Consider the following 26,617-nt stretch of genomic DNA (forward strand, 5'->3'; position numbering starts at 1 on the left):
ATGTTTGAGCCGATCGGCGGCAGCGCGCCCAAGTACACCGGCATGAACGTCATCAATCCGATCGCGGCCATCGGAGCCCTGGCGATGCTGCTCAGGGTGGTGGGTGCGCAGAAGGGTGACGCGGCCGTCGAACGGGCCGGCAACCGGGTCGAAAAGGCCATTGCCGCCACCTGCCCGAAGATGAAATCGCAGTCGGCCGGCAAGATGGGATACGGCACCGCGCAAGTGGGTGACTTGGTGTGCCAGGCGTTATGATGAAGCCGTCGGCTTGCAGCTCTTGGCCGTTTGCTGATCACCGGCCGCGGGTGCGAACATGACTCTCGACGACCTTCGCAAGCAGATTGATGCCATCGACGAGGAGCTCGTCGCGATGCTGAACCGCCGCGCCGAGGTCGTCGTTCAGATCGGCAGGCTCAAAAGCGCCGAAGGTACGCCCGTCTATGCGCCGGACCGCGAAAAGGTGGTCTTCGAAAAAATCCGTCGGGCCAACAAAGGACCCCTGCCCGACAAGACGCTGATGGCCATCTACCGTGAGCTGATGAGCGGCTCATTCGCGCTCGAGAAGCCGCTGCGGATCGCCTATCTCGGCCCGCAGGGCAGCTTCTCGCACCTGGCCGCGGTGGGCAAGTTCGGGGCCTCCGTCGAGTATGAATCGGTCACCGACATCCGGGGTGTTTTCGAGGAGGTTTCTCGGGAGCGGGCGGATTTCGGCGTCGTGCCGATCGAGAATTCCGTCGGCGGCGGCGTGATCGACACCCTCGACGCCCTGGTCGAAACCGACGTCCAGATCTGCGCGGAAATCAACCGGGCGATTCATCACAATCTGCTCTCCCTCAGCCCGCTGCAGCAGCTCGATCGCGTTTATTCCAAACCCGAGGTGTTCTCGCAGTGCCAGCGATGGCTGAGCGAGACGAACCTCATCGGCAAGACCATTGCGGTCGCCAGCACCGCCAAGGCCGCCGAAATGGCCCGCGAGGAGCCCAACGCCGGTGCGATCGGCAGCGCGCTGGCCGCCCAGTTGTACGGACTGAACATCGTTTGCGAGAACATCGAGGACGCAACCCATAATGTGACGCGGTTTTTCGTGATCGGTCGCAGTCCCGCCAAGCAGACCGGCGATGACAAGACGTCGGTCGTGTTCACCACCAAGGATGAGCCGGGCGCACTGGTGAGGGTGTTGGCGGCTTTCCAGAAGGAAGGGGTCAACATGTCCTTCATTCAATCCCGCCCAAGCAAGAAGCGCAACTGGGAGTACTACTTCTTCGGCGATCTGAAGGGTCATCAGAACGACCCGCCGTTACAGGCGGCCCTGAAGGAAGCCGTTCATCATTGCCTGAGACTGAACGTGCTGGGTTCATATCCGCGAGCCTCGGAAGTATTGTGAGCCGGGCGAAGCGGTCTTTCGACTGAACTTGGAGAACAAGAGCATGCGACGTAAGTTTGTGGCCGGCAACTGGAAGATGAATTTGAACGTGGCCAAGGCCAAGGCCCTGGTGGAGGGGCTCAAGGCGAAGATCCCTGCCTCAGTCCCGGTCGATCTGGCGGTGTTTCCGCCCTTTACCATGTTGTCCGCCGTCGGCGAGGCGCTCAAGGGCTCCGCAATCAAGTTGGGAGCCCAGAACTGCTACTTTGAACCCGAGGGAGCCTTCACCGGCGAGGTCGCGCCCGGCATGCTCGTCGACGTCGGGTGCGAGTTGGTGCTCATCGGGCACAGCGAGCGACGGCACATTCTGGGCGAGACAAACGCCATGCTCAAGAAGAAAATCGTTGCCGCCTTGGCGGCTGGCCTGAAGGTTATCTATTGCGTTGGTGAGAAGCTGGATGAGCGGGAGGCCGGCGGAACCGAGGCCGTCCTGTACCAGCAGATTCATGAGGTTTTGGGACCCGACGTCGACTTGGCCAACGTGGTGATCGCCTACGAGCCCGTCTGGGCGATCGGAACCGGCAGGACGGCCACGCCCGATCAGGCCCAGGAAGCCCATGCCTACATTCGCCGGGAAATCGGCAAGCTGTATAATAGCCAAGCTGCCCAGACCCTGCGGATTCAGTACGGGGGCAGCGTGAAGGCCTCGAACGCCAAGGAGCTGATGAATCAGCCCGACGTCGACGGGGCTCTTGTCGGCGGGGCGAGCCTCAAGGTCGATGAGTTCGTCGGAATCATCGAGGGTGCGGCCGCCGCCCGATAAGGGCCGGGAAATGTGCCCGAGACGCCCCGGACGACACAAGGGATCGTCGCAAAGGAAAGGAACAGTTCTCATGGACATTCTCGCATCGTGGGTTCATGTGGTGATCCCCATCGTGTTTCTGCTTGTGTGCGTTCTGCTGATTCTGGTGATCCTCCTCCAGAAAGGCCGCGGCGGCGGTCTGGCGGGCGCGTTCGGCGGGGCCGGCGGGTACAGCGCTTTCGGTGCCAAGACCGGCGATTTCTTTACCTGGCTGACCGTTGGCCTGGCCGGACTGTTCGTGATCGTGGCCTGCCTGGGGGTGTGGTATTACCTTCCCGATCAGGAGAAGCCCGTGCCCCCCGTCCAGGGGACGAACATGCCCGGCGGGGAATCAACCGGCGGCGGGAGCACCACCCAGCCCTCCTGACCGGGCGTCAGCCGCGATACCGGGCCATGGGGCCGGCAGAGACGGCTTTGCAGACCAGGCGACAAGGAAGAACGTCGACGACATGATTTTCTCGATGACTGGATACGGTGAATCCCAGTGTCATGACGACGGCGTTTACTATGCGCTCGAGCTGCGAAGCGTCAACAACCGCTACTTCAAGGCGTCGATCAAACTGCCCGAGACGCTGGCCGTCCTTGAGCCCGAGGTCGAGAAACTGTTGCGCGCCCGTCTGCTTCGCGGCAGCGTGGCCTGCACCCTGCGGTTGAGAAACACCAGTGCTGAGGCCGCTCAAGACGTCAACGTCGCGGCCCTCCAGCGGTACGTCGAGCAATTGAGCCGCATCACGACAACGGGGCCGGTACGGATCGATCTTGCGGCCGTACTGGCTTTGCCTGGCGTTTGCCAGCCGCCGGAGATCGACGAAAGCGAGCGGGAACGACAATTCAACATTCTGAGCAAGCTGGTCAACCAGGCACTCGACCGACTCATCGAAATGCGTCGGGTGGAAGGTCAGGCCCTGCGGGAGGATCTGTTGCTTCATTGCGGGCGCATTCGGGAGAACCTCACCGCCGTCGTCGAACAGGCCCCTCAGGTGATGAAGGACTACCATCAGCGGCTGCTTCAGAGGGCGAATGAATTGCTGGCCGACTCCTCGTTGCAGCTTCAGCTCGACGACGTCCGCCGCGAGGTAGCCGTCTACGCGGAACGTTGCGATATTCACGAGGAGATCTCGCGGCTTCGCTCGCACCTCGACCAGTTCGAGAGACTGTGCGACAAAGGCGAGCACGCGGGACGCAAGCTCGATTTCCTCGCTCAGGAAATGCTTCGGGAGGCAAACACCATCGGCAGCAAGGCCAATGACGCACGGATCGCCTACCATGTGGTGGAGATCAAAAGCGCCATCGATCGCCTCAAGGAGCAGGTGCAGAACGTGGAATAGCGGGTGGTAGCGGCGAGCGGGGCGACTCATGGGCGTGCCCCCGCCGCCGGATGTGTGGCTCGACAGGCGGACACATGGCCGGAACCCTGTTGATCATCAGCGGACCCAGCGGCGTAGGCAAGACGACTGTTTGCAAGGAATTGGTCAAACGCCTCGATGCGTTTCTGAGCGTTTCGGCGACGACGCGGCCGCGGCGGGACAACGAGGTCGACGGGGTGGACTACCATTTCCTGTCGACCGAGGAGTTCGAGAACCGGCTGCAACGAGGCGAATTCCTGGAGTACGCCAGGGTGTACGGGGGGCGATATTACGGCACGCCGGTCAGGCCGGTAATGGATGCTTTGGCCGCCGGCCGGGTGGTCATCCTGGAGATCGAAATTGAGGGGACGTTGCAGGTGGTGAAGAAGTTGCCGCAGGCGATCACCATCTACATCCTGGCGCCGACCCCTGAGGACCAGAAGGGGCGGCTTGAAGGGCGGCGAAAGGACTCCGCCGAGGCCATGCGCGAACGGCTGAGCAAGGCCGACGGAGAGATCCGCTGGGCCCAGGATTGCGGGGCCTATCGCCATTTTCTGGTGAACGAGACCGTCGAGGGGACGGTCAATGAGATTGTCCGTATAGTACGGGAGAGTGGTTCCAAATGATCGAGGCACTGAAGGACGACAAGATCATCAACATGGCGGGCGGCCGCTTCAAGCTGACCGCCCTGATGCAGAAGCGCTGGCTCCAGTTGATGAACGGCGCCCGCCCCATGGTTGATCCTGCGGGCAAAACGGACCTCGAGATCATCACGCAGGAGATTCTTGAGGGCAAGATCGTTCCCGACTTCGCTCCACCGGCCCCTCAGGCGGCTGTGGAGGAGACGCCCAGTGACACCGTCACCGAGTGACCAGTCCGCCCCGGCAAAGGATCTTGCCGACTATGAAGTGCTGATTGGCGTCGCTGGGGGCATCGCCGCCTACAAGGTCTGCCAGGTGGTTTCGCGGCTGGTACAGCGAGGCTGCGGCGTGACCGTGGCGATGACCGATGCGGCCGCGCGATTCGTCACCCCGCTCACATTCCGGTCGCTGACCCGTCGGCAGGTTTTTACCTCAATGTGGCAGGCCGAGGGGTATTACGATCCCCAGCACCTGGCTCTGACCGAGCGGGCCGACCTGTTCCTGATCGCCCCTGCGACCGCCAACTTGATCGGCAAGTTCGCCTGTGGCATCGCCGACGACCTGGTCAGCACGCTGATGGTGGGGCGGGATTGCCCCGCCGTTCTTGCTCCCGCGATGAACACCCGGATGTGGGAAAACCCCGTCGTCCAGCGCAACGTGAAGACCTTGCGTGAGCTGGGTTATCAGTTCATCGATCCCGTCGAGGGCTACCTGGCATGCGGGGCGCTCGGCGCGGGCCGTATGGCCGAGCCCGAGGTCATCGTCGACAAGGTGGCCCGCCTTCTCAAAAGCAACCTACCCAGGGCCGCTGGAGGTCGGCAGTGAACATCCTTGTTTCCGCCGGTCCCACTCGCGAATACTTTGACTCGGTCCGTTTCATCTCCAACCCCTCGTCAGGAAAGATGGGGTACGCCTTGGCCGGCGAGGCCGCCCGCCGCGGCCACGAGGTGACGCTGGTGACCGGACCGGTCGCCCTCGAAGCTCCACGAGGCGTCAAAGTGATCCGCGTTGAAACGGCCGCCGAAATGTCCGCGGCCTGCAAGAAGGCTTTTCGCAAGGCCGACGCGGCGTTCATGACGGCGGCGGTCTGCGATTACCGACCTCGGGACCGCGTCGCCTACAAACGAGCCAAAATAAACAAGCCCTTGAACGTCGTGCTCGAACCCACCGAGGACATTGCTGCCGCCCTGGGCCGACGCAAAGGGCATCGGATTCTTGTCGCTTTTGCGATGGAAGATCACGATCCCTACGTCCATGCCGAACGCAAACTGCGCAAGAAGAACTGCGACTTGATTGTGCTGAACGGACCGGCGAACGTGGGCCGCAACCGCGCCGAAGTCGAGCTCTTCTCGCCCCAAACCGGGTGGACCGGCCCGTTTCGCGGGACGAAAGCCCAGGTAGCTCGTCGGCTGATCCGTTTGGTCGAGAGGTTGCAGGCCGGCCATGTCACCGATTCCTGCTGAGACGACGATCCGCGATAAGCGTGCTATGGAGGCGTGGCCGTCGAGCGGAGCTTTTCGATCATCTCCTTGGCTCGGAGGACATGACTCGGCTGAAGATCGTTCGGCACGTGCTCGATCCCAACTTCCTTGGCGAGCATGTGGCGCGCACAGAAGTTGGCTTTTGAGGCGCAGAACTCAAGACGGTAGGTCTTGGCCAGCGCCTGGATCCTCTCGAACTGGTTGCTCTTGAAGGTCGCGCCGACCCGCTGGACCTTATCGATCTGGTCACTGAAGTACTGACACTCGGCCAGGAACGGACAGTGGTTCATCCGCGGATCCCTTGCGCAGAATGCGCCGTTTGCCCTGATTGTCCTGTTTCTCAAGAATCAAGAATACAATATGCGCAGCGTCCCATATTCGGTGTTTCTGCAAGCCCAGCCGAACGGGCAGGGACGGGATCGCAGGGCAATCGCATCTAAACGATGAGCTTCGTCTCGTCTTTTCTGTGTGTTAGGCATCTGTAAGGATTACGCTCTGGTTGAATTGCGGATGACTTCGGGCATAGGGGTTACGAGGCCTCGCGTTTTTTAGAGGGTCTTCCTTTTTCGGGAGCTGCAACATGGGCGTTGGAGCTGCGTGTGGCCTGCTGCGCTTTTTTGATGAGTTGGAGGATCCCCGGATGGAGCGGCCTGCGGGAGGATTGCCTAAGGCGGACCGCCTTTTTGCGGGCCGCAACCCAAGCGTACCGCGGTCCAGAAACATGCGCGCAAAACGCGCACCAGTCGCGACGGAAGAGACTAAACCGGGTCCTGTGCCAGGGGATTTGGATGCGATTGCCCTGGGCGACCATTCAGTACCTTCTGCCGGCGTTGAGTCAGGGAGCGGGCAGGGGTATCGTGTTTTGCGACGATCCAGCCTGACAGGGGAGAGACCTTCGTCGGCACGAGGCTGGGCGGCAATGACGGGCCGGTCGCAGGCCGGCCACTGGAAACAGGAGCAGAAGGATGAAAACAGCCGTTATCGCTGTCGCGACAGCCCTTGGAATCGTCGGCACGGTTGCCGCCAGGGAGTTTCACGTTGCGGTCAACGGAAGAGACTCCAACAGCGGCACGCAGGCCGAACCGCTGCGGACGATTCAGCGGGCGGCCGATCTGGCACAACCCGGCGATGTGATTACCGTGTATTCCGGCGTTTACCGCGAACGCATCAACCCGCCGCGCGGGGGTGAGTCGGACGCCAACCGCATCGTCTATCGGGCGGCGCCGGGGCAGAAAGTCGAGATCAAGGGCTCGGAGGTCGTCAAGGACTGGCTGAAGGTCCAAGAAGACACCTGGAAGGTAACGCTGCCGAATTCATTTTTCGGCGAGTTCAATCCCTACCGCGACCTGATCCGCGGAGACTGGTTCAACCCCAAAGGCCGCGAGCATCACACCGGGGCGGTTTATCTCAACGGCGAGTGGCTGGCCGAGGCGGCCAAGCTGGATGATGTCCTGAAGCCTGTGGAGAACACGCCGCTGTGGTTCGCGCGGGTGGACGATCAGAACACCACCATCTGGGCCCAGTTCAAAGGGGTCGATCCCAACGAGCAACTGGTCGAAATCAACGTCCGGCGAACGGTGTTCTATCCGGACTCACCGGGCAGGAACTACATCACCGTGCGTGGCTTTACCATGCGGCACGCGGCGACCCCGTGGGCTCCGCCTACGGCCGAGCAGATCGGTCTGATCGGCACCCATTGGAGCAAGGGATGGATCATCGAGGACAACGTGGTCAGCCACTCGGTCTGCTCAGGCATCGCCCTGGGAAAACACGGCGACGAACATGACAACACGTCGGCCAACACTGCGGAGGGGTACGTCAAGACCATCAAACGCGGACTGGCCGCCGGCTGGAACAAAGAGACCATCGGCCACCACATCGTTCGCAACAACACCGTCTCGCACTGCGAACAGGCGGGCATCGTCGGCAGCCTCGGTCCGATCTTCTGCACCGTGACGGGTAACGTCATTCATGACATCCACGTGCGGGCATTGTTTTCGGGCGCCGAAATGGCGGGAATCAAGTTCCACGGGGCGATCGACACGGAGATCAGCCGTAATCACATCTACCGGACGTGTCGCGGTCTGTGGCTTGATTGGATGGCCCAGGGTACGCGCGTCACTGCGAATCTGTTGCACGACAATCAGGCTGAGGATCTGTTTGTCGAGGTGGACCACGGGCCGTTTCTGGTGGACAACAACATCTTTCTCTCCCCGACGACGCTGCTGGACATGTCCGAAGGCGGGGCTTACGCACACAATCTGATCGGCGGGCGCATTGTGCCCCGACCCGAGTTGGGACGCGAGACCCCGTTCCATAAGCCGCACTCGACCGAGGTCGCAGGACTTCGGAACATCGTCGGAGGCGATAATCGCTTCTACAACAACATTTTTGCGGGCGGCAACGGTCTGGCAGATTACGATGCGGCGAAGCTGCCCTCATGGATGGGCGGGAACGTGTTTTTCAGAGGGGCCAAGCCATCGAAGTATGAGGCGCATCCGCTGGTCAGGCCGGAATTCGACCCCGCCCTCAAGCTGGCGGAAAAAGAGGACGGTTTTTACCTTGAAGTCGGGCTCGGGGAGCTTTCGGATTCCGGGCACCCACGCAAGTTGGTGACCACCGAACTGCTCGGCAAGGCGGCCATTCCGGATTTGCCGTACGAACGGCCGGATGGCACGCCGATTCGCGTCGAGACCGATTACTTCGGCAAGAAGCGGAGCGAATCGAACCCTAAGCCTGGGCCGTTTGAGAGCGTTGATGAGTCGGCAACGAGCGTCAAGGTCTGGTGATTCAGGTGCACTCTCGTCAAGCAGGGCCGGCGCAGTCGGATTTGAGAGGCAGACCGGTAAAAGTAAGAGTGAGCAGGAAGAAATACTTATGAGTCTACAATGCCCGACGTGCCGGAACGTCGTCCCGGCAGCGGACGTCAATGTTGGGGCGGACGTGGCGCGGTGCATGGCGTGTGGAGAAGTGTTTCGGCCGAGCGCGGCGATGGCATTAGGCCCCAACGCCGTCATGGACGAGGGCCTTCCACCGAAGCCCGACGGGCCTCCGGCGGGGACGAAGGTTCAACTTGAAGACCAGGGCGGTTCGCTGCTGGTGCGGTTTCCGCCGCTGGGATTCAATTTCGGGCTTCTGTTCCTGATTGTTTTTGCAATTGCGTGGTGGAGTTTTCTGACGTTCTTCGTTGGCTTCGGCGTGTGGGGGCTTTTCCAAGACGATCACGGTCAACAGCCGGCTATCGAAGCGGAAAGCCCCTTGAACGCTGAGCCCGAAGCTGCCAAGAAGGCCTCCATTGAGAATCCCGACTCGACGGGCGGCGACTCCGAGCTCCCAGGCTGGGGCGGCATCCTCCTGTGCCTGTTCATGCTGCCATTCTTCGCGGCGGGGCTTGCCATGATCCTGGGAATCCTGTGGCCGTTGTTTGGGCGAACACGAGTGCGACTGGCGATCGACGGCTGCGATTATCGAGCCAGCCTTCTGGGCATCGGCCGTACCCGCGCCGCTCCAGCGGCCGATACGTACGTTCGGTGGACGGCCGAACCTGTCCTGAGCAGCCGTCGGTGGCACAGCAGGTGTGGAATGATGGATGCGTCCGGCGGAACCTCCGAGCCGCACATTCTGCTGTCGCTGGGAACCTGGGAGACATCCGTCGGCGGTCACCTCAGCCTGCGGGAACAGGAGTGGGTATTTCACGAGATGCACGCGTGGCTGAAGCGATATGCGGAACCGGACCGGAGGGGTCGCGGGAGGTAGACATGCCGCTGCGATGCCCGGCATGTGGCCGGGCTGTCGGTGCCGAATACGTTGATGTGGGGCTGGACACCGCCACCTGTCCCCACTGTGAGGAGTCATTCCGGCCTTCGAGCGCATTGCCGCCTGTCGAGGCGTCTTCGAGCAGATCGCCCACTGGGCCGTCGGGCGTTCTCGACATCGAGTACCCGCCGGAGGGCGGGATTCGCATTCACATTCCGGCGGCCGGACTGACCGCCAAGGCGATGGGGATGTTCGGCTTCGCCCTTTTCTGGAACCTGATCCTGGCTGCCGTGTTCGGCGGATTCCTGATCGGCATGGTGAAGGGCGAAATCCCGTTGGCGATGCTGCTGTTCTTTCTACCGTTCATTGCCGTCGGCGTGGTGATGTTGTACATCGGGTGCCGGCTGGCCTGGGGACGGACGACACTGTGGCTGGATCGCGACGGCTTTGCCATCGTGAAGGAGTTATTCGGGCGTCAGCGAAGCCGCTCGTTTCTACTGGAGGACGTGGAGAGCTTCTCTCGCGAGGTCAGTTACACGGAAAACGACAAGCCGGTGTACGCGTGCCGTGCGCGGGTCGGGCGTAAGAAAGTCAGCTTCGGTCATCGTCTGTCGGAAGCCGATCAGGATTGGCTGGTCGCGGAGCTGAACAGGGTTCTTTCAACCCTGTGAACGCAGATTACTCGTTGATTGCTGCGACGATGAGCTCGCAGAGGCTTAATCACGTCGCCCAGGGGATCACCTCCTTGTGATGACGGCGATCCAGCCGCCGCGGGCGGGAGCCTGGACAGTTGCGATCGAGCTGCCGGACTGGGAGGCTGTCGCGGCCCACTCGCCGATCTTGAGATCGAGCCAGCGGAGCTTCCAGTCGCCAGACTGATCACGAAGGTCGAGCCCCACGGACCCGCCGTCGGTGAAGTAGATGGCGTACGACCGGCCCGGCGCACACGCCAGGTATGCTTCGTTTTCAGATCGATCTTTCAGAAGATCGTCGGCGGGCTCGACATCCCAGAGCTTGATGACCGATTCCAGCTTCCGCGCGGCCCGCAGCGCGGCGATGGACGGCGGCGAGAGGCCCAGGCCCGAGTCCGGCCGGTGGAAGCGGGCCGAGGCCGCCCCTCCGATCACATGCCGCCACCATCGCTGAAGACCCTCCCGCGTGTCACCGTATCGCCCGCCGTCGGCCCCGTAGGTCTTGACGGTGTTCAGCGGCCGTGGGTGCTTGCTCAAGTAGCGGCGCACCCACTGGAAGTTGTCCCAGTGCTCCTGGCCCTTTTTCTGGTTGTTCTGCGAGACGTCCGCGAAATCGTATCGCTCGGGGTGATCGAAGGTCCGCTTGTGGCGATCGGCCTTGAGGTCCCAGTCATCCCACATCTCGGTGACACAGACTTTCCTGTTTGCCTCGGCCGCGCGACGGTGGATGTAGTCGGCCCAGTAAGCCGACCATTTCTCCTCGCCGGAGGTCTCGTTGTCGATGCAGTAGAGCACGTGATCGTATTTCAGCGCCAGCGACAACATCTTGTCCACAAACCGGTGCTGGTATTCGAGTACGACGGTGTTATTCCGCTGAGCAGGCGTGGTGAAGAAGAAGGGTTGCTTGTTGGCCCCGGGGTGGTCGGGGTACTTGGGGGCGAAACCGGAATCCTCGTACGTGTAATTGACGTTGTTGCGCGGGTTGTACGGGTGCGGTGGCCATCTGTCGCCGCTGTAGTCGAATCGGTCCCATATCTCGATCTGCACGAAGATCTCCCGCTCGTGCGTCCAGCGAAGCATGTTGGCGAATCGTGTCCAGTATTCGTCGTTCCACTGGCGGAGGTCGTATTTGCCGTCGGGCAACTGCTTGAAGGGGTACACCTCGAAACCCTTGTCCTTCCGGTCGCTCATGGTGTTGCGGATGTAGTTGGCGCCGGCCTCCTTCATCGCATCGAGGTGCTTGTCGAGTAGGGGCCACTGGAACAGGTTGTCGTCGTCGCTGGCCCCGAGCAACAGGACGGGCCGGCCCTTGTACTGCCAGTAGAAGGGGTTCTTCTCGTAAGGACGGATTCGCGGGTCCTCGGCCTCGGTGGCCGAAGCCACGGAGAGGCAGAACCCGCAGACGATGAGGAGGATCGAGCAAGCAGCATGTTGTGTCTTCATCAGAGACCTCTCATGCGGTGTCTCAGGCCGTTCCGGTGCCTGAGGAGCCGAAAAGGCTTTAATACCTGTAAAAGGTTCAAGCCCTTGTCCGGCAATACCCCTGTGACGCGGGAATGGCGGCAGTATGGCTGATGCTTACTTGTACCCTCGCGACATGGGTGGAGCAAATCGTGCCGGCGGCAGTCGTGGTCTGTCGGACCCTCGGAGGGGGGCTGCGGGAACGCCACTTTCACCCGAATGGAGTAAGGGGGCTCGGGGACCGCTGACGCAAGCGTGCAGACCGGCTGCAACCGGGTTATAATGCCTATGAGCCATCTCGGGGCAGGCTCAGAGCGGTTTGCGCCCGTAGCTCAGTAGGATAGAGCACCGGTTTCCTAAACCGGGGGTCACAGGTTCGAATCCTGTCGGGCGCGGTTTGCTGAACACCGTACCAGGTACGACGTGGCGATGAAGAGTATGCGGGCAGTGGTCGACGCAGATGAGGTTGATTGATCTGCAAATCGACCCGCACGGCTATTCCGACGTGAACTCGTGGCGACCGCTCGAGAGCAGTCTCCTGGGCAGCCCTGGCACGTCCAGCACACCCGTGACGCCTTTCGGCAGCTTGACGTGGAGATTCATGCCGTTGCGACCTCGCCGCTGCCATCGAACCTCGATAATTCCTCGCGGCGAGGGGTAACGCACCTTGGCCCAATCGAGATCGAACATCTGCGGAGCGATCCGCACGGTCTGGAAACCGGGGCTGATTGCGGTCACACCGCCGATTTGCTCGGAAAGGTGATAAGTCGGGCTGGCGGACCAGGCGTGGCACGCGCTGGTATCGCCAAATGACTTCGGCTCGTGGTTCCACGACTCGCACCAGGTAGTCGCACCGTCATCGAGCATCCGGCCCCAGAGTTTCCGGATGCCCGCAAGAGCCTCATCGCCGTAGCCGGTCTGAAACAACGCTTGCAGGACGTAAGCGTAGAAAAAGGACGAGGCAATCGGGTAGTTGGCCCCCGGCCGCTGGAAGTTGCCGCCGCTGTTGGCCTCGAACAGGCGATCATGATTCCTGAGAATCCATGCCACTCGACGTCCGATCTGTCGATGCCATCGTCGTTGCACGCCGGTAAGGATCGCGTAGCTGTTGCCGTGTTGAGCAACCTGGCGATACGGCCGGCGGTGTTGTTGGCTGTAGCCTTCCCAGAACTGTCTGCCCTTGGAATCCCAGAAAACGCGCACCACCGCCCGTTCGACCTTGGCCGCCATATCGCGGTATCGACGCGCCTGCCGGTCGTGTCCCAGGTGCCGGGCCATCTTCGCAGCAATCTGCAAGGCCTCCAGATACTGGAGGCTGAAGGTCGCATTGTAGCCCGCCTTGAACAACGGTGCCCAATCCAGGAACAGCCACATCCCGTGACCCGGGAATCCGCACAGGTGCGCCTCGCCCGCATGTTTCTCAAACCACTTCAATGCTCTGACCACCGCGTCGAAGTGCTCGCGTATGGGCGAGTCGTCGCCGGTGTAAAAGTAATAGTCCCATATGGAGCAGACCCAGACTAGGGTGTAGTCCGGCAGAATGCAGGAGTGGCAGTCGGAGGGGAACAAACCGTAGGTCAGCCCGTTGTGAATCTGGGACTGGGCCGCTTGGCGAAGACCTCTCCGGAAAAGAGCATGGTCACCGAAAACCGCCATGTTCACCCGCCACTGGATGCGCGCGTCGCCCCACCACTGCGCCTGTTCGCGCCACGGGCAATCCATGTACGCGTCGTGCATGCAGAGCTGTTCGGTCCATACGCCGGTCTCCCAGATGCGATTGAGCAACGGGTCGCTGCACTCGAACGCCCCTCGTCTCTCGACCGGGTAGCTGGTGAACGTGTAGTCGAGTCTGTGAACCTTCAGCGGCCGTCGAACATTGCGGAAGACCACGAGAACGTAACGAAAGCCCTTCCACGAGAAGAACTGATGTTGCTGCCGCCCCTTTCGGCACCGGTAGCGGTCGGTGATGCTGTTGACCACGCCGGTTCGCGACCGGACGATCGCGTCGCCGTTGGGCCGTACGTGCTCGCAATAATGAAAGTCGATGACCTCGCCCCCGGCCGCCTCGACGTTGAGTTGAAGAAACCCACACGTCTCGCGTCCGGCGTCAAGTACGATAGCGTGAAACTCGTTTGGCCTTGTCGGTCGGACGGTCATGCCGTTTGCGGACCGGGTCGGCCGCAGCGCAGTCATCTCATCTGCAAAGACGGTCTTCCGGGCGGGCAGCCGGCGTTCGTCGGCCAGCAGGAGGCCGATGTTGTCGCAGTGCTCCCAGTTCTTGCCGTTCCGACCGATGAAACGGCCAGTGATTCCCGTAAATCGGCCGGGCATCTCTTGCTCAAGAGGAATGCCCCGCGGTTCGAACCTCTCCACGGGCATGATGGTGGCCGCCCCTCGCACCGTTGCCTCTGGCCAGCCGGTGTCATCGAACTGCCGCCCGGCCCAGTGGGGCACATCCTTCGCCGCGTCGAAATCCTCCTGGAAGCCCAGTTGGACCGTGTAGCGGGAAGTTTTGCGGTTGTAGGCTTCCGCCCGGATGCCCTTCCATGTCCAGTCGGAGGAGATGTTGATCGCCTTCTTGCGGCTTACCCGAACCTCGCCGTCAAGCAGAAAGCCCCACCCTCCGCGCTCCAGCGACTGAAACGTGCTCTCACCATAGTGGTGGGCCAACGCCGCGATCACGTTCTTGCCCCGCCGCAGCCAGGGAGCCAAGTCGATCTCGTCGTACGATTGAAACCGCGGGTCGCAACGGGCTGGTCCGCGACAGATGATCTGTCCGTTCACGTACAGGACATATCGGTTATCCGCGGAGATCCGCACGGGCGCCGCCGCAGGCGACCTCGGCAATCGGAAGGTCTTGCGAAGATAGACGTATTCATTGCGATGTTCGTGAGCCGGCCCCGGACTGCCCCAGATCCACAGGGCAGACCACTTTACTGATCTCGTTTTCTTGGCCATCGAGGTTGTCTTCTCACAACGCGGAAAACGGCGCGCATGGTAGGCATTTCATGGGGTGTGTCAATCCGATCTCGTGGCAAGCCTGGAGGCTCGAAGCAGGCTCGTTGGTTTCGATGCGGCCCGGTAAGTCGCTCTTGGCCGGGGCGGTGTGCTCAGTAAGGTCCAAGGAACCGTTCTCCGTTGAAATGAATCATGTGATCCGGGTCTTCAGCGACCCAGACCTCGGTTTGCCAGGCAATCTCTCGCAGGTACTTGATCAGCCCCCGACGATCAAGGAAAGCCGTAACGAACACCAAGCCTGCCGCGCTGCCCTCAAACAGGGTGGTGAGTTCTACCAGCCTTTTTGGGTTGACTGGCCCGTGGCTGGTCACCGCCTCCATGAGGACCAACCAGTTCTTTTCTGTGAAGTGAATGACGACATCAGGCATCTTGCCATGTTCTGTAACCGTCACGCCAATTTCCTGGAGGGCGTGCTCGTCGAAGTAGGCCCATTTCCTGCCGGTATCACCAATGTAGATAGGCCTGCCTGCGGGCGTGAACCGGGGGCAGAAATCATCGATGATCTTCTGCACCAGGGTGTTCTGGCCACCCGGAGACAGTCTGATAGTGGTGTTGGGCGCGAGAATAAGAGGAATACGTTTCAGTTCTCTCGCCTGGGCGTATCGTTGCGAGAGCGTTTGGGCATCGGCGAGATACATGCGCAGGGCGTTGTCCCACTCGGGTGTTCCATACTTACGGATCAGAGACAAGGCCCGAGGTTCGACCTGATAGCAGTACTTCGGGCTGTTTGTCGGTCGATCAGGGCAGTCGGGGTTGGAGAGCACCAGTCCTGCCTGCTCGAATTGGTGGAGTGTGAACCTTCGCACCGTCTCACGGGTATTCGGCGCCCACTTCTTACTGTAATGGTTGGCCACAAACTCCATGATCGGGGTAACGCGGCAGAGCGGATTCGCAGCCCCGCGCCAAGGCTTGTTTGGTGGAAGACCCACGAGTGCCAGTAAAGTCAGAGCGGCCCGTTCGTTGCGCTGCTCTGATGGCAAGCCGAGAGCGGTCAGGATTTCCTGTGCCTCGGCGACCTTTCTTGGCTTCTTCCCCGCCATCATCCCACCCTCAGTATGTCTTTTACGGCCGCGTCAAGAACACCCTGCGTAAATTCGAATCCCTTCAGTTGGCCGCCTAGCGTGACAAGCGATTCCCGACTGGGGTAGTGAAGCGACCGGAGGTCCGTGGCGTTTACTTGGGTATGCCCGTTGAACTGGCGAAAGTAGGAGTCGAGGGCGGAGCTGTTCAGAAACGCCCAAAGCCCTTTGGCGAGTTCTCGTCCCAGAGGCGCTCCCCGCTCGTGGAAGTAATTAAGATGATTCTCGAATCCGACCATCTCGCACGGCACGTGTTCTCGATCGAAGATGGCCGCGACAAGGCGTCGGCGCTCTTCTTTGGCCGAGAAACGCTTGACCAGGACATACACGCCAGCTCGAACCATGAGCGACGCACTTTCGCTGTTGCAGACGATAGCGTTGGGTTTCTTGGTCTCGGCTTTGGGCCAGCGGACGACACCGGCGTCGAAGTGTGTCGGGTAAATCAAAGGGACGGTGTCGGCCGCTGGCTCAGCCCGCAGCCACTGGCGAGCGCGGAACTCGACGACACGCCCGGTGCTTACGCTTATGCCGAGGTCGTCGAGTGTGCACGGCAACGATACCATTGCGTCGGCCAGATGGTCGCCCTGACCGTCCGGCACGAGATGGATAAATGCCTGGTGATCCCCAGGCCGTACGACGCGGTCAAAACCCACCTCACGCTGCGTGTCAATCAAGTCATCGGGCGTTTCGCTCTGAGAGACTGATACCGTGGGCTGCTGCGAGACCCCCTTCACGGCACGGATGATGACGTTTTCCTGGAGCACCTCGTCGTCGCGGAAAGCATGGTCACGGGCCTCGAATACGTGAACGTGTGTGAGACTCGCATGGCGGAACAGGTGCTGGCGGAAAGGCCGGAAGTACGGTCCGTTGCAGAAACTTCTCGGGGTGATGGCGACGAGTTCTCCTCCGACTTCCAGAGATAACAGAGCAAGGGCAAGAAAAGCAGCATAGAGATTCGTGGTTTCGATATTCATCTGTCGGAGAAGCCGGCGGGTCCGGGAATCGGCGTGAAACTTCTTGTAGGGCGGATTCAGAATGGCGACGGTGAACGGGTGGTCTTCCGCGCGAAAAAGACCAGGGGCCAGGCGTTCAACAGCCGCCTCGATGAAGTCGGCTTCGTGAATTACCCATTCGCATGCAATTCCGGCCGCCTCGCAAGCCTGTCTGCACGCCGACATAGTTTGTCTCAAAGCCGGAAGCAGCGTCGTGTCGACCTCATAAGCGGTGAGTCGGACGCTGCTGGGGCGGCTGGATCGAGAGCAGATCTGGTTCACCCACGCCGCCGTCAGGGCCCCTAGGCCGGCCCCGGCATCGAGCAGGTGTACTTGCGGCTGGACCACGCTGCACATCGAGGCCATGAATTGAGCTGTGGCAGGCGGAGTGAAAAACTGGCCCAAGGCGCTGCGCCGGGTGCGATCCAGCGAAGCGTTCACCTCTCGCCTTGCCGTCTCAGCGACCGCCAAAGGGTTAACCCCCGCTTCGTCCCGACAGGGGTGCGTTTGGGGTTTTGTTGCGATTAGCTCGGCGACAGGCTTTGCAGCCATGGTTTCGTCTCGATCCTGCCAAACACGGACTGTTGGTATCGATAATGGGACTGACCTCATCCGGTAATCCACATTATATCCCGTGTTTGCGTCGCGACAACTTGCGACACTGCCGCGCAGCGTAGCGGCTTTGGCACCATCGGAGCCGGGTGCAAGGGTTCCGAGCCCGACGATACCGCCCATATGGCCGACCGGTTTCAGAGCCGTATGCCCGGGCTCATAGTCCCATCCGCATCATTCGACCGCTCCATAAACTCCATAGCACGGCTCCGCTTGCCCTTGGCCGGGGGGCAGATGGTGGTCCATGCCGACACGCTGACCCTGTGCCAGACCAGCGCCCGCGGACCCTTCGAGGCCAAACGGCGCGCGTTCCACTGTCGAGCCCCAGGGCACCGGTTGCGGTCGATCGGCTGAGGCTGCCGACGCCACCCTCACAATGGCGACCGCCGAAGCCCCATTGGCAAGTGCCACCATCCGATTCCGCGCGGGACCGGATCTTCAGGGCTTTCTCACCATCTTCTTATTCACGGCGAGTACACTATGTTGGTCGTGGGCCCTCGGTGCGGTTCCGGGTCCATAGTGAGATGACAGCCGAGCAAGGCTGAGACGCTCGCAAACCTTTTTCAAAAAAGGAGTTATGCCATGAAAAGAGCATTGACGCTGTTGGGGTTCGTTGGCTTGGCGATCGCCGTTGCCGTGGCAACGGCTGGAGACGCGCCCAAGACCACCCTGGGTCAGATTCCCGCGGAGGCCCGGGCGACGCTGCGTAAGCTGGCCGATGGGGCATCGATCACCGCGGTCGAGCGGGAAAAGGAAAACGGGATGGAGCTGTACGAGGCCGAGTGGAAGGTCAACGGCGGCAAGGAGGTCGAGGCCAAGGTCACGGCCGGCGGCGATCTCGTGGAAATGGAAGAGGAGATTGACGCCGATGCCCTGCCCACGAATGTGAAAGCCGTCGTGGCCAAGCACTTCCCCGCCGGAGCCAAGCTGGAGTGTGCAAAAGTCACGATGGTTTTGTACGAGATTGAAGCCAAGATCAACGGCAAGGGAAAGGAAATCCTCGTGTCGGCGACGGGCAAGATCTTTGGGAAGGATGACGACGGTGACGACGATGACGATGACGACGACGGCGAGGACGAGCAGAAAGTTTCCCTCGACCAGGTTCCTGCAGCGGTGAAAGCGACCATACTGGCTGAAGCCAAAGGCGCCACGGTCAAGGAAATCGAGCGCGAGACCAAGAACGGCCAAACGGTCTATGAAGCCGAATGGGTCGAGAACGGCCAGGAGGTTGAAATCAAAGTGGCGTCAGATGGAACGCTTGTGAAGCGGGAGGTCGATCAGGACGACGACGCGGACGACGATGATGACAAATGACCGGAGCATTCCCGGCGCAGGTGCTTGCGGGGCCGCCAGCGCCGTGCCATTCTGGTATCATGCGCGTCCTGTTGGTCGAGGACTATGAACCGCTCCGGACATCGGTGAGCCAAGGGCTCCGCGAGGCCGGCTTCGCCGTGGATGTCTCGGCGGACGGCGAGGAGGGGTTGTGGTATGCGGAGTCCTGCGACTATGACGTCATTATTCTGGACATCATGCTCCCCGTCGTCGACGGGTTGACGATCCTGAAGCGGATTCGGCACTCGGGCCGGGCGACTCCGGTGCTGCTGCTGACCGCCAAGGATACTGTTCAGGACCGCGTCAGAGGTTTGGATCTCGGCGCCGACGATTACCTGGTCAAGCCCTTTGCGTTCGAAGAGCTTCTGGCCCGCGTGAGAGCTCTGGTCCGCCGCAAATACGCCGCCAAAGACCCTGTGCTGCGGATCGAGGACCTGGAGATCGACACCGCCAAGCGAGCTGTTCGGCGGGCAGGCCGGCAAATCGATTTGACCGCGCGGGAATATGCGCTGCTTGAATTTCTGGCCCTGCGAGCCGGTCAGATCGTCTCTCGGTCGGATATCTGGGAACACCTCTATGAGTTCGATGCGTCGGTCGAGAGCAACGTGGTGAATGTGTACATCGGCTACTTGCGGAGAAAGATCGAACAACCGGGACTGCCCCGCCTGATCCACACCCGCCGAGGCCAGGGCTACATGTTGGGACGATAAGACGTGCGAACACTGCGAGCTCGCTTGCTGATCGGAACAGGCGTGGGTGCCACGGTGGTGCTGCTCGGGTCCGGCATCCTGCTTTATGCCCTGGTCCGCAACGCTTTGTGGCGGGAGTTCGACGAGTCGCTGGTTGCCAAAGCCCGTTCGCTCGCGGCGATGACGGAACAAGAAAACGGAAAGATCGAGCTGGATTTCGACGAGGCCAACCTCCCTGAGTTCAGGCCGTCAGATCATGCGGAGTTCTATCAGGTCCGGCTGCCGGGGGGTCGGACCATCGCCCGTTCCGCCTCCCTTGAAGGTCGTGAGCTGATCGAGATCGAGGGTACCGTCGACCGGCCGGCCTTCGAATCGACCCGGTTGCCGGACGGCCGACGCGTTCGGATTGCAGGCATCCGCTTCACGCCGCGTCAGGAGGACGACGGCCGGCGTCAGCAACAGCCCCTTGTGGTCTCGCTCGTCTTTGGCCGCCAGACGAAGGGCATTGAAACAACCCTGGCTCGGATCAGGTTCGCGATGGCAGCGGTCGGGGCTGCTGCAATGGCGGTTTCTCTTGGCGTGCTGGCCTGGTTCGTTCGCCGAGGTCTGCGACCCCTGGACCGGCTGGCAAACCAGATCGCAGGCATCGGTGAATCCGAGCTGGGCGTCAGGATCGCGCCAGCCGGCGTGCCCGCGGAATTGCTTCCGGTCATTGACCGCCTGAATGGTTTGCTGGGCCGGCTGGAGCGCGCTTTTCAGCGCGAAAGGCGATTCACCGCCGATGTGGCCCATGAGCTTCGCACGCCTCTGGCGGGTGTTCGCTCGATACTGGAGGTCGCCCTTTCCAGAGATCGCGAGCCCGAGACCTACCGGAACGCCATGGAAGATTGTCTCGGCATCAACGAACATATGCAGCGGATGGTTGAGAACCTGCTGCACCTCGCCCGTGCCGACGCGAATCAACTGGAGGTGGCAAGAGAAGGGGTGGATCTGGCCGCACTGATTCGAGAATGCTGGAAGCCGTTGGCCGGCCAGGCGGAACAAAGGCATCTCCAGGTAGAATGGCGACTGCATGAGCCCCGCACCATCTTGTCGGACTGCGGGAAACTGCGTCTGATCGTTCAGAACATCCTCAGCAACGCCGCGACGTACACAAATACCGGCGGGTGGATCCGGGTTGAGGCCATTTGTCGTGACGGAAGCGTCGAATTCACGGTCACCAACAGCGGCAGTATGGTGGCGGAGCAGGATGTCCCGCGAGTCTTCGACCGCTTTTGGCGCGGAGATGCGGCCCGCCAGTTTTCCGGTGGGCACTGCGGCCTGGGTCTGTCACTCTGCAAGGTACTCGTCGAACTGTTGGACGGCTCGATCGAAGCGGGGTCATCCCCGGGTGAGACATTCACAGTCACCGTCCGTCTGCCGGTGTCGAACGCCTGACCGCATCCGCGGCAGGCTCAGACAGAACATGGTCCGGCCCACCATGCCGCCGCGAGCGACTGCCGCAGAAAGAACAGCCGTTAAGACCTTCTGTCGCGTCGGGATTACGGGACAACTGCCGTCGACAGCCTCATCATCTCAATAGCCGGCGTTCCGCGAGGGACCGTCGCCGAAGGGAGCGTTCTTGAATCGCAATTGCCGACCCGTTCCGATGGTGGACGCCGTGGCCGCTTTCCATTAAACTGCCCCGGTCAAGCAAGGGACGGCAGGTGAGTCCCGCGTGCCGGCCCAACTCTTGTGGTAACACGTGTTTGCCGGGTAAGCGAAGTGTATGTGGGCTTCTCTTGCCGGCCTGACGGTCTGGAGACTCAAGTCGTGGCCAAGTTTTCGCTTCGTCGATATGAGGACCAGGCGCGGGTGAGCTTAGCGGCTGGTCTGGCTTCGGCAGTGACTTTCCTTGTCCTGTTGGCACTGGTGGTGCGACGCTTTTCAGTACAGGAACTCGCTGTGTTCTACGGACAGCGAACCTACATGGCCGTCGTGGCCGCCGCCGCCGTCACGGCCCTGCTGGCGGTGATCGGATTCGGCCTGGGCATCAACAGCGTCGGCCAGCGCCGCAACGAAAAGCAGGTGCTTTCCTGGGCAGGTTTCTTCATTGCGGCTGCGGTGCTGGTGTTGACGATCTGCGTCTGCATCTTCTTCTTCTTGCGGGGCGAGTTTGTGGGTCGTTGACACGGAGGCTTCAGTTTCGGGATAACGCCATGAAAGTATCCCTCTTTGTCACCTGTCTTACGGACACTTTCTATCCGGACGTGGCCGAGTGTGTGGTCCGCATCCTGCGACGGCTCGGACACCAAGTGGAGTTTCCTGAAGACCAGACCTGCTGCGGACAGCCGGCGCTCAACAGCGGTTTTTTCGACGAGGCCCGGGCTATCGCTGGGCGGATGATCGATGTGTTCCGCGACGCCGAGGTCGTTGTGACGCCCTCCGGTTCGTGCTGCTCGATCGTCCGCGAGTATTATCCTCACCTGTTCAAGGATGACCCGGTGATGTATCCCCGTGCGGTGGCGATGGCCGGGAAAACCTTTGAGACAGTCGAGTTTCTGCAGAAGAAACTCAAGGTCGACTGGTCGCGGTGGAACCTGACTTATCCGGCCGTGGCCACCTACCATTACAGTTGCCACAATCGCGGCATCGACATGACTCCCGAGGATGTTGAAGGGCTCATCCGTCAATTCCGCGGGCTTGAGTATCGTCGCCTGGACAAAATCGACCAGTGCTGCGGCTTCGGCGGGACGTTTTCTGTCAAGCAGAGCGAGTTGTCCGGCGCGATCGTCTGGGAGAAGGTCAAATGTATCAAGGCGACCGGCGCGCATATGGTGATCTGCAATGACGGCGGTTGCACCATGAACATTCAGGGAGCCTGCCGCCGTGCCGGACTCCATGTCGAGTTCAGACACATCATGCAGATACTGGATGAAGCGATGACGGCAAGTCGCCCGCGAATGAGTGCGGGCCAGGTTACTGCGGAGGCGGCTCGATGAGCGGCCAAACAACGCAATCGCATGAGTTCCATCCGGATTTCAAGAAAGCTGCGGCGGCGGCCTTGGCCGACGTGAGGATCGGCGCGACCTTTGACCGGGCCACGCGGCTCAACTTCGACAAGCGGCGGGCTATTATGCCTGAGCTCGGCCGGCCGATGGCCATCCGCGAGCTGGCCGCACGAATCAAGGACCACACGCTTCAGAACCTCGACCGTTATCTTGAACAACTCGTGGAGAACGTCCGCAAGCATGGCGGCCAAGTCCATTTCGCCGAGACCGGCCAGCAAGCCAATGAGATCATCACCGGTATCGCCCGCGATGTCGGTGCGAGTCTGATCGTCAAGAGTAAATCGATGGTCAGCGAGGAAATCGAGCTGAACCAGGAGATCGAGAAGACCGGTATCGAGGTCGTCGAGACGGATCTAGGCGAATACATTCTCCAACTAGCCGGCGAGAAACCTTCCCACATCGTCACACCGGTCATCCACAAGACCAAGGAGGACATCGCCGCTCTATTCCGCGACAAGCTGGGCATCGAATACACCGTGGACCCCGAGGCCCTGACGGCTGCCGCCCGCAAGGTACTGCGCGCCAAGTTCAAGGCCGCGGACATGGGCATCATTGGGGCCAACTTCGCGGTGGCCGAGACGGGCACCATCTGCATTGTGACCAACGAGGGCAACGGGCGGTTCTGCTCGTCGCGCCCGCGGGTTGTGGTTTGCCTGATGGGAATCGAGAAGGTCGTTCCGCGGATGAAAGACCTCGGCATCTTCCTCAAGCTGCTGGGCAAGAGCGCCACCGGCCAGCGGCTGACCTGCTACACCAGCCTGATTACCGGGCCGAAACGGCCGGGGGACTTCGACGGCCCCGAAGAGTTTCACCTGGTGCTTCTCGACCGTGGTCGGTCGCGCATCCTGGCCGGCGAGTATCGATCGGTACTTCGTTGCATCCGGTGCGGAGCGTGCCTGAACGCCTGTCCGGTTTACCGGCGGATCGGCGGCCACGCGTACGAGAGCGTTTACCCTGGACCGATTGGCAAGCTCATTACCCCGCTGCTGGCCTCGCTCGAAGAGTATCCTGACCTGCCGACGGCCTCGAGCCTTTGCGGGGCATGCCTTGACGCCTGCCCCGTCCGGATCGACATTCCAACTTATCTGCTGCACATGCGCAACGAACTGGTCGAACAGGGCCGGATGCCATGGACGTGGCGGATCGGGTTCAAGTTCTGGCGGATCGGTATGAGTTCAGCGTTCTTGTACCGATGCGGCCTGAAGTTCGGGCGGATGTTCATGTGGTTGTTGTCCAAGGACGGCTGGCTCAAGTGGCTGCCGATGGACGGCTCGGGTTGGACCGACCATCGCGATTTCCCGCTGCCGGCCAAGAAGCCGTTCCGGGCCCGCTGGGCCGACTTGCAGAAACAACTTGACGCCGAGGAGGGTCGATGATGCGAGGCCAGACCCGGGAAGCATTCTTTGCTCGCATTCGTGAATCGCTGACGGATCGCGGTGCCCCCGTCGAATTGCCTTCGGACCTTGAGGTTGCCCGCGTCACTGCGTCCGGCGTCGATCTCGTGACGCTGTTCATGGATCGAGCCCAACAAGTCGGCATGCGACCTGAGCGGGTGGTCGACGATCGGGCCGCCGCCGCCAAGGTGGTTGAAATCGTCACCGCCGCCGGGAGGGCCAGCGCCATCCTGCCGGAGGAGGACATCCCCGCCCGCGCCCTCATTGTCGACGGGCTCAAGGGAAAGGGCGTCCGCCTGATGGATGTGAATGACCGCGATGCCGCCTTCGACGCCGACTTTGGCATCACTGGTGTGAGCTGTGCGATCGCCGAGACCGGCTCCCTGTGCGTCGACAGCGGAGGGACTCATCGGCGGTTGGCCAGTCTGGCCGTCCCCCATCACATCGCCCTTGTCCGAGCCGAGCAGATCGTACCGGACCTGCTCGACTTTGCCGCCCGTGTCTCCAAGGATGACATCCCGGCCAACATGACGTTGATTTCGGCTCCCAGCAAGACCGCGGACATCGAGATGATTCTCGTCGAAGGCGTTCACGGTCCCAAGGTCGTACACATCATCGTCATCGCGTCCTGACCTTCTATTCGTGGCATATCGCCTGATATGTTCGTTCGATAACGGAAAAGAACCGCAAACCGCCGAATACGCCAACCACGCCAAGGGAAACCCGAAACCGCTTCACAGAGCCAACCTTGAGCGTTTCACGATTGACCGTAACCGTCGGCGCCCGGGTCCGATCGGTGCCTGGCGAGTTTGGCATTCGTAAGGTCAAAGGCCTGGCACAAAAGCGGCCGGTTGTGAGCGCACCGTTTCCTCGCCGACCGTACCAATGGCCATCTCCCAAGGCGGACCGGGCGCAGGGGCGACAAGTATGACGTTGATGACCGTCGGCTCCGGGAGAAGCCGGCTGCAAAGCCTTGATCCGCACTAAAGTGCGACTGCGTGATCTGGAGCACGGGAGGAGTCCTCGGACAGGTTTGAGGCGAGGCAGAAAACTAAAGCCGCGACGAATAGGCCGGCTTCAAGGGCCGCGCTCATCGCCGTGACCCCCAAAGAGCTTCCCTGTGGCCGCGACAAAGGGCCCTTGCCTTCCCGGTGAGCCTGACAAGGGGAGCCTGACCGCCCGATTGCCTATGTGGCCAACCCCGGTCGACCGAAAAAACCGAAAAACAGTTGACACCTCTACTGCGACTGGGTAGACTGAGGGTGTTGGAATCCCAGTTGCTCGGTCTTCGCGCCATATCCGTCGGCCCCGACGCGCGATCATACGCTGTGGGGATCAGAAGCGGCGGAGTCTGGTGTCGGGTGACATCGGAAAGGAGGGAACGGGCAAAAGGTCAAGTCATAAGTCGAACCGGCTCCTGATTGCGATGTGTGGCGAGAGGAGAGGCGTTGTTCACGTGTTTTTACACCTCAGGGTGATGATTTTCTGTGAAAGAGTCTATGGTTTCAGTTCTGTCTTAGCCGGGCACCCAGGCCCGGAGAGGAGGAAAAGGCAATGAAGGTTGTCAAAGTCTTGGTGGTGGCCGTGGTACTCACGGCCATGGGCTCAACGGCGGTCTTGGGAGCGTCGCTGACATCCATCGGCGTGCTGGATCCCAGTGCCCCATACAGTCTGGTGCAGGCGGTCAGCGCGGACGGGAGTTATGCCGTCGGCACGAGCAAGGCGGTTGGTGGGATCCAGGTTCCGATCGTCTGGTCAGCTTCGGACGGGCTCGTGGCCCTGCCCAACCCGAGCGGCCAGAACAGCCTGGCTCATGGGGTAGCCGTCGGCATTGGCTCGAATGCCGGCAACATCATCATCTCGGGCCTGCACGAAAACAATACCACCCACCGCTTCTACAAGGCCCCGTTAACCAATCTGGCCGGGGGCGCCTGGATCGATACCGCCACCGCCGGGGAGCTCGGTAGTGCAGGTAACATGCGCGGGGGTACCAGCAATGACCTGCGCATCCAGCCCGGCAGCGACGGACGATGGTACACCGCCGGCAGGAGGAACGACACCGGCCGGAATGCGCGCTACCGCGGCGATCCCAGCAGCGGGTGGGACGGGACCGCTGTCAGGTCCGTCGGGTCTGTCAGTGCCTATGGCGTGAACGTTGGAAGGGATAACGCAAGCCCCAGCAATGCTTTCTACGAGGGACCGGCGGTGTCATTCGGCACGGTTCCAGGAAGCACCGGCTCCCGAGCCGACGGCATCGGTATTTCTTCCGGCTTCGGGAAATCCTCGACGAGTGATTTCGATGTGCAATGGATCTGCGGACAGGTTCAGAATTACAACGGCCCCGGTACTACCTTCCAGGCCTTCCGCTGGAAACGTGGCGACGCGTCGATGACCTTCCTCGGCTCGCTGGCTCCGGCAGGTGGAGGTGACACCGGCAACAACAGTAGCTGCGCTTACACGGTCGCAGACAACGGCGTGACGGCGGGCCACAGTTACTTCGGCGCCGTGGGTACCATTCCTGGCTACTACGTGGCGACTGTCTGGGATACAAGCGGCACTTGGGACACCACCGGTGCGCCGAAGTCAGTGAAAGCCCTCCTGGATGCGGCCGGCGTCGATACCAGTATGTGGTCGTCGCTGACGCGGGTGTATGCAGCATCGGATGATGGCAAGGTGCTTGCCGGGTATGGCGTCTGGGCGGCGGACGGCAGCACACGAGGCTTCGTGGCTGTGATTCCCGAGCCGGCGACGCTGGCCTTGCTGACCCTGACACTGCCGCTGCTGCGACGCAGACGGTAAAGGCAGGCCGGGCCGTATCGGAAACACACTCAGGCTCTTGAGCGGGCGTG

The 26,617-nt window shown here is 61.3% G+C and carries 25 protein-coding genes and 1 tRNA gene; 21 read left to right on the top strand and 5 right to left on the bottom strand.

Annotated elements, in window-relative coordinates; translation table 11 throughout:
- The 9 genes from PLL20_11935 to PLL20_11975 form a co-directional block, all read left to right on the top strand.
- On the top strand, window positions 1-255 hold a 255-nt coding region (locus PLL20_11935; protein ID HPD30699.1), incomplete at its 5' end, for an isocitrate/isopropylmalate family dehydrogenase.
- Window positions 256-313: 58 nt separating this feature from the next.
- Complete coding sequence (gene pheA / locus PLL20_11940; protein HPD30700.1) at window positions 314-1,384, top strand: prephenate dehydratase; 1,071 nt, start codon at window positions 314-316, stop codon at window positions 1,382-1,384.
- A gap of 43 nt (window positions 1,385-1,427) precedes the next feature.
- On the top strand, window positions 1,428-2,186 hold the full coding sequence (gene tpiA, locus PLL20_11945) for a triose-phosphate isomerase (protein ID HPD30701.1): 759 nt from the start codon (window positions 1,428-1,430) through the stop codon (window positions 2,184-2,186).
- Window positions 2,187-2,256: 70 nt separating this feature from the next.
- Complete coding sequence (gene secG / locus PLL20_11950) at window positions 2,257-2,592, top strand: preprotein translocase subunit SecG (protein HPD30702.1); 336 nt, start codon at window positions 2,257-2,259, stop codon at window positions 2,590-2,592.
- An 82-nt stretch (window positions 2,593-2,674) separates the two neighbouring features.
- Window positions 2,675-3,553, top strand: a complete 879-nt coding sequence (locus PLL20_11955; GenBank protein HPD30703.1) for a YicC family protein — start codon at window positions 2,675-2,677, stop codon at window positions 3,551-3,553.
- A gap of 74 nt (window positions 3,554-3,627) precedes the next feature.
- Entirely contained in the window at window positions 3,628-4,197 is a 570-nt protein-coding gene (gmk, locus tag PLL20_11960) for a guanylate kinase (protein HPD30704.1), read from the top strand.
- Window positions 4,194-4,442, top strand: coding sequence for a DNA-directed RNA polymerase subunit omega (locus tag PLL20_11965; GenBank protein ID HPD30705.1), 249 nt, complete (start codon window positions 4,194-4,196; stop codon window positions 4,440-4,442). The genes gmk and PLL20_11965 overlap by 4 nt, the downstream gene beginning before the upstream one ends.
- The gene (locus PLL20_11970; protein ID HPD30706.1) at window positions 4,423-5,037 is read left to right on the top strand and encodes a flavoprotein; all 615 of its coding nucleotides are present in this window, start codon (window positions 4,423-4,425) and stop codon (window positions 5,035-5,037) included. Before PLL20_11965 ends, PLL20_11970 begins: the two co-directional genes overlap by 20 nt.
- Window positions 5,034-5,675 carry a phosphopantothenoylcysteine decarboxylase gene (locus tag PLL20_11975; GenBank protein HPD30707.1) on the top strand — a complete coding sequence of 214 codons (642 nt, stop codon included), beginning with the start codon at window positions 5,034-5,036 and terminating at the stop codon, window positions 5,673-5,675. Before PLL20_11970 ends, PLL20_11975 begins: the two co-directional genes overlap by 4 nt.
- A gap of 23 nt (window positions 5,676-5,698) precedes the next feature.
- Here PLL20_11975 and PLL20_11980 read toward each other — a convergent pair whose 3' ends face one another.
- Window positions 5,699-5,983, bottom strand: a complete 285-nt coding sequence (locus tag PLL20_11980) for a hypothetical protein (GenBank protein ID HPD30708.1) — start codon at window positions 5,981-5,983, stop codon at window positions 5,699-5,701.
- Window positions 5,984-6,658: 675 nt separating this feature from the next.
- Between PLL20_11980 and PLL20_11985 the strand changes: the two genes are divergently transcribed.
- The 3 genes from PLL20_11985 (at window position 6,659) to PLL20_11995 (ending at window position 10,120) form a co-directional block, all read left to right on the top strand.
- Window positions 6,659-8,482: a right-handed parallel beta-helix repeat-containing protein gene (locus tag PLL20_11985; GenBank protein HPD30709.1), complete on the top strand. Its 1,824-nt coding sequence runs from the start codon at window positions 6,659-6,661 to the stop codon at window positions 8,480-8,482.
- 88 nt (window positions 8,483-8,570) lie between these two features.
- On the top strand, window positions 8,571-9,449 hold the full coding sequence (locus PLL20_11990; protein ID HPD30710.1) for a hypothetical protein: 879 nt from the start codon (window positions 8,571-8,573) through the stop codon (window positions 9,447-9,449).
- Window positions 9,450-9,451: 2 nt separating this feature from the next.
- Window positions 9,452-10,120: a hypothetical protein gene (locus PLL20_11995; protein HPD30711.1), complete on the top strand. Its 669-nt coding sequence runs from the start codon at window positions 9,452-9,454 to the stop codon at window positions 10,118-10,120.
- Between the two features lie 66 nt (window positions 10,121-10,186).
- On the opposite strand, the gene PLL20_12000 is transcribed toward PLL20_11995, so the two are convergent.
- Window positions 10,187-11,584: a hypothetical protein gene (locus tag PLL20_12000; GenBank protein ID HPD30712.1), complete on the bottom strand. Its 1,398-nt coding sequence runs from the start codon at window positions 11,582-11,584 to the stop codon at window positions 10,187-10,189.
- A 339-nt stretch (window positions 11,585-11,923) separates the two neighbouring features.
- Here PLL20_12000 and PLL20_12005 point away from each other — a divergent pair.
- Window positions 11,924-11,997, top strand: a tRNA-Arg gene (locus PLL20_12005).
- 100 nt (window positions 11,998-12,097) lie between these two features.
- Here the strand turns inward: PLL20_12005 and PLL20_12010 are convergent.
- The 3 genes from PLL20_12010 to PLL20_12020 all read right to left on the bottom strand — a co-directional run bounded on the left by PLL20_12010 (window position 12,098) and on the right by PLL20_12020 (window position 17,243).
- On the bottom strand, window positions 12,098-14,560 hold the full coding sequence (locus PLL20_12010; protein ID HPD30713.1) for a family 78 glycoside hydrolase catalytic domain: 2,463 nt from the start codon (window positions 14,558-14,560) through the stop codon (window positions 12,098-12,100).
- Window positions 14,561-14,712: 152 nt separating this feature from the next.
- Window positions 14,713-15,660, bottom strand: a complete 948-nt coding sequence (locus PLL20_12015) for a BsuBI/PstI family type II restriction endonuclease (protein HPD30714.1) — start codon at window positions 15,658-15,660, stop codon at window positions 14,713-14,715.
- Window positions 15,660-17,243, bottom strand: coding sequence for an Eco57I restriction-modification methylase domain-containing protein (locus tag PLL20_12020; GenBank protein HPD30715.1), 1,584 nt, complete (start codon window positions 17,241-17,243; stop codon window positions 15,660-15,662). Before PLL20_12020 ends, PLL20_12015 begins: the two co-directional genes overlap by 1 nt.
- Window positions 17,244-17,885: 642 nt before the next feature.
- Here PLL20_12020 and PLL20_12025 point away from each other — a divergent pair.
- The 8 genes from PLL20_12025 to PLL20_12060 all read left to right on the top strand — a co-directional run bounded on the left by PLL20_12025 (window position 17,886) and on the right by PLL20_12060 (window position 26,567).
- Window positions 17,886-18,617 carry a PepSY-like domain-containing protein gene (locus PLL20_12025; GenBank protein ID HPD30716.1) on the top strand — a complete coding sequence of 244 codons (732 nt, stop codon included), beginning with the start codon at window positions 17,886-17,888 and terminating at the stop codon, window positions 18,615-18,617.
- Window positions 18,618-18,676: 59 nt separating this feature from the next.
- The gene (locus tag PLL20_12030) at window positions 18,677-19,345 is read left to right on the top strand and encodes a response regulator transcription factor (protein HPD30717.1); all 669 of its coding nucleotides are present in this window, start codon (window positions 18,677-18,679) and stop codon (window positions 19,343-19,345) included.
- A 3-nt stretch (window positions 19,346-19,348) separates the two neighbouring features.
- Window positions 19,349-20,761 (top strand): ATP-binding protein, encoded by a 1,413-nt coding sequence (locus tag PLL20_12035; GenBank protein ID HPD30718.1) that lies wholly within the window; start codon window positions 19,349-19,351, stop codon window positions 20,759-20,761.
- Between the two features lie 375 nt (window positions 20,762-21,136).
- A complete protein-coding gene (locus PLL20_12040; GenBank protein HPD30719.1) occupies window positions 21,137-21,493 on the top strand; it encodes a hypothetical protein in 357 nt (118 codons plus the stop codon).
- 29 nt (window positions 21,494-21,522) lie between these two features.
- On the top strand, window positions 21,523-22,305 hold the full coding sequence (locus PLL20_12045) for a (Fe-S)-binding protein (GenBank protein HPD30720.1): 783 nt from the start codon (window positions 21,523-21,525) through the stop codon (window positions 22,303-22,305).
- Window positions 22,302-23,750, top strand: a complete 1,449-nt coding sequence (locus PLL20_12050) for a LutB/LldF family L-lactate oxidation iron-sulfur protein (protein HPD30721.1) — start codon at window positions 22,302-22,304, stop codon at window positions 23,748-23,750. Before PLL20_12045 ends, PLL20_12050 begins: the two co-directional genes overlap by 4 nt.
- Complete coding sequence (locus tag PLL20_12055; protein ID HPD30722.1) at window positions 23,747-24,400, top strand: lactate utilization protein; 654 nt, start codon at window positions 23,747-23,749, stop codon at window positions 24,398-24,400. The genes PLL20_12050 and PLL20_12055 overlap by 4 nt, the downstream gene beginning before the upstream one ends.
- 922 nt (window positions 24,401-25,322) lie before the next feature.
- A complete protein-coding gene (locus tag PLL20_12060) occupies window positions 25,323-26,567 on the top strand; it encodes a hypothetical protein (protein HPD30723.1) in 1,245 nt (414 codons plus the stop codon).
- The last annotated feature ends 50 nt before the right edge of the window (window positions 26,568-26,617 follow it).

Source organism: Phycisphaerae bacterium, from assembly GCA_035384605.1.
In the GTDB taxonomy this organism is placed as follows: domain Bacteria; phylum Planctomycetota; class Phycisphaerae; order UBA1845; family PWPN01; genus JAUCQB01.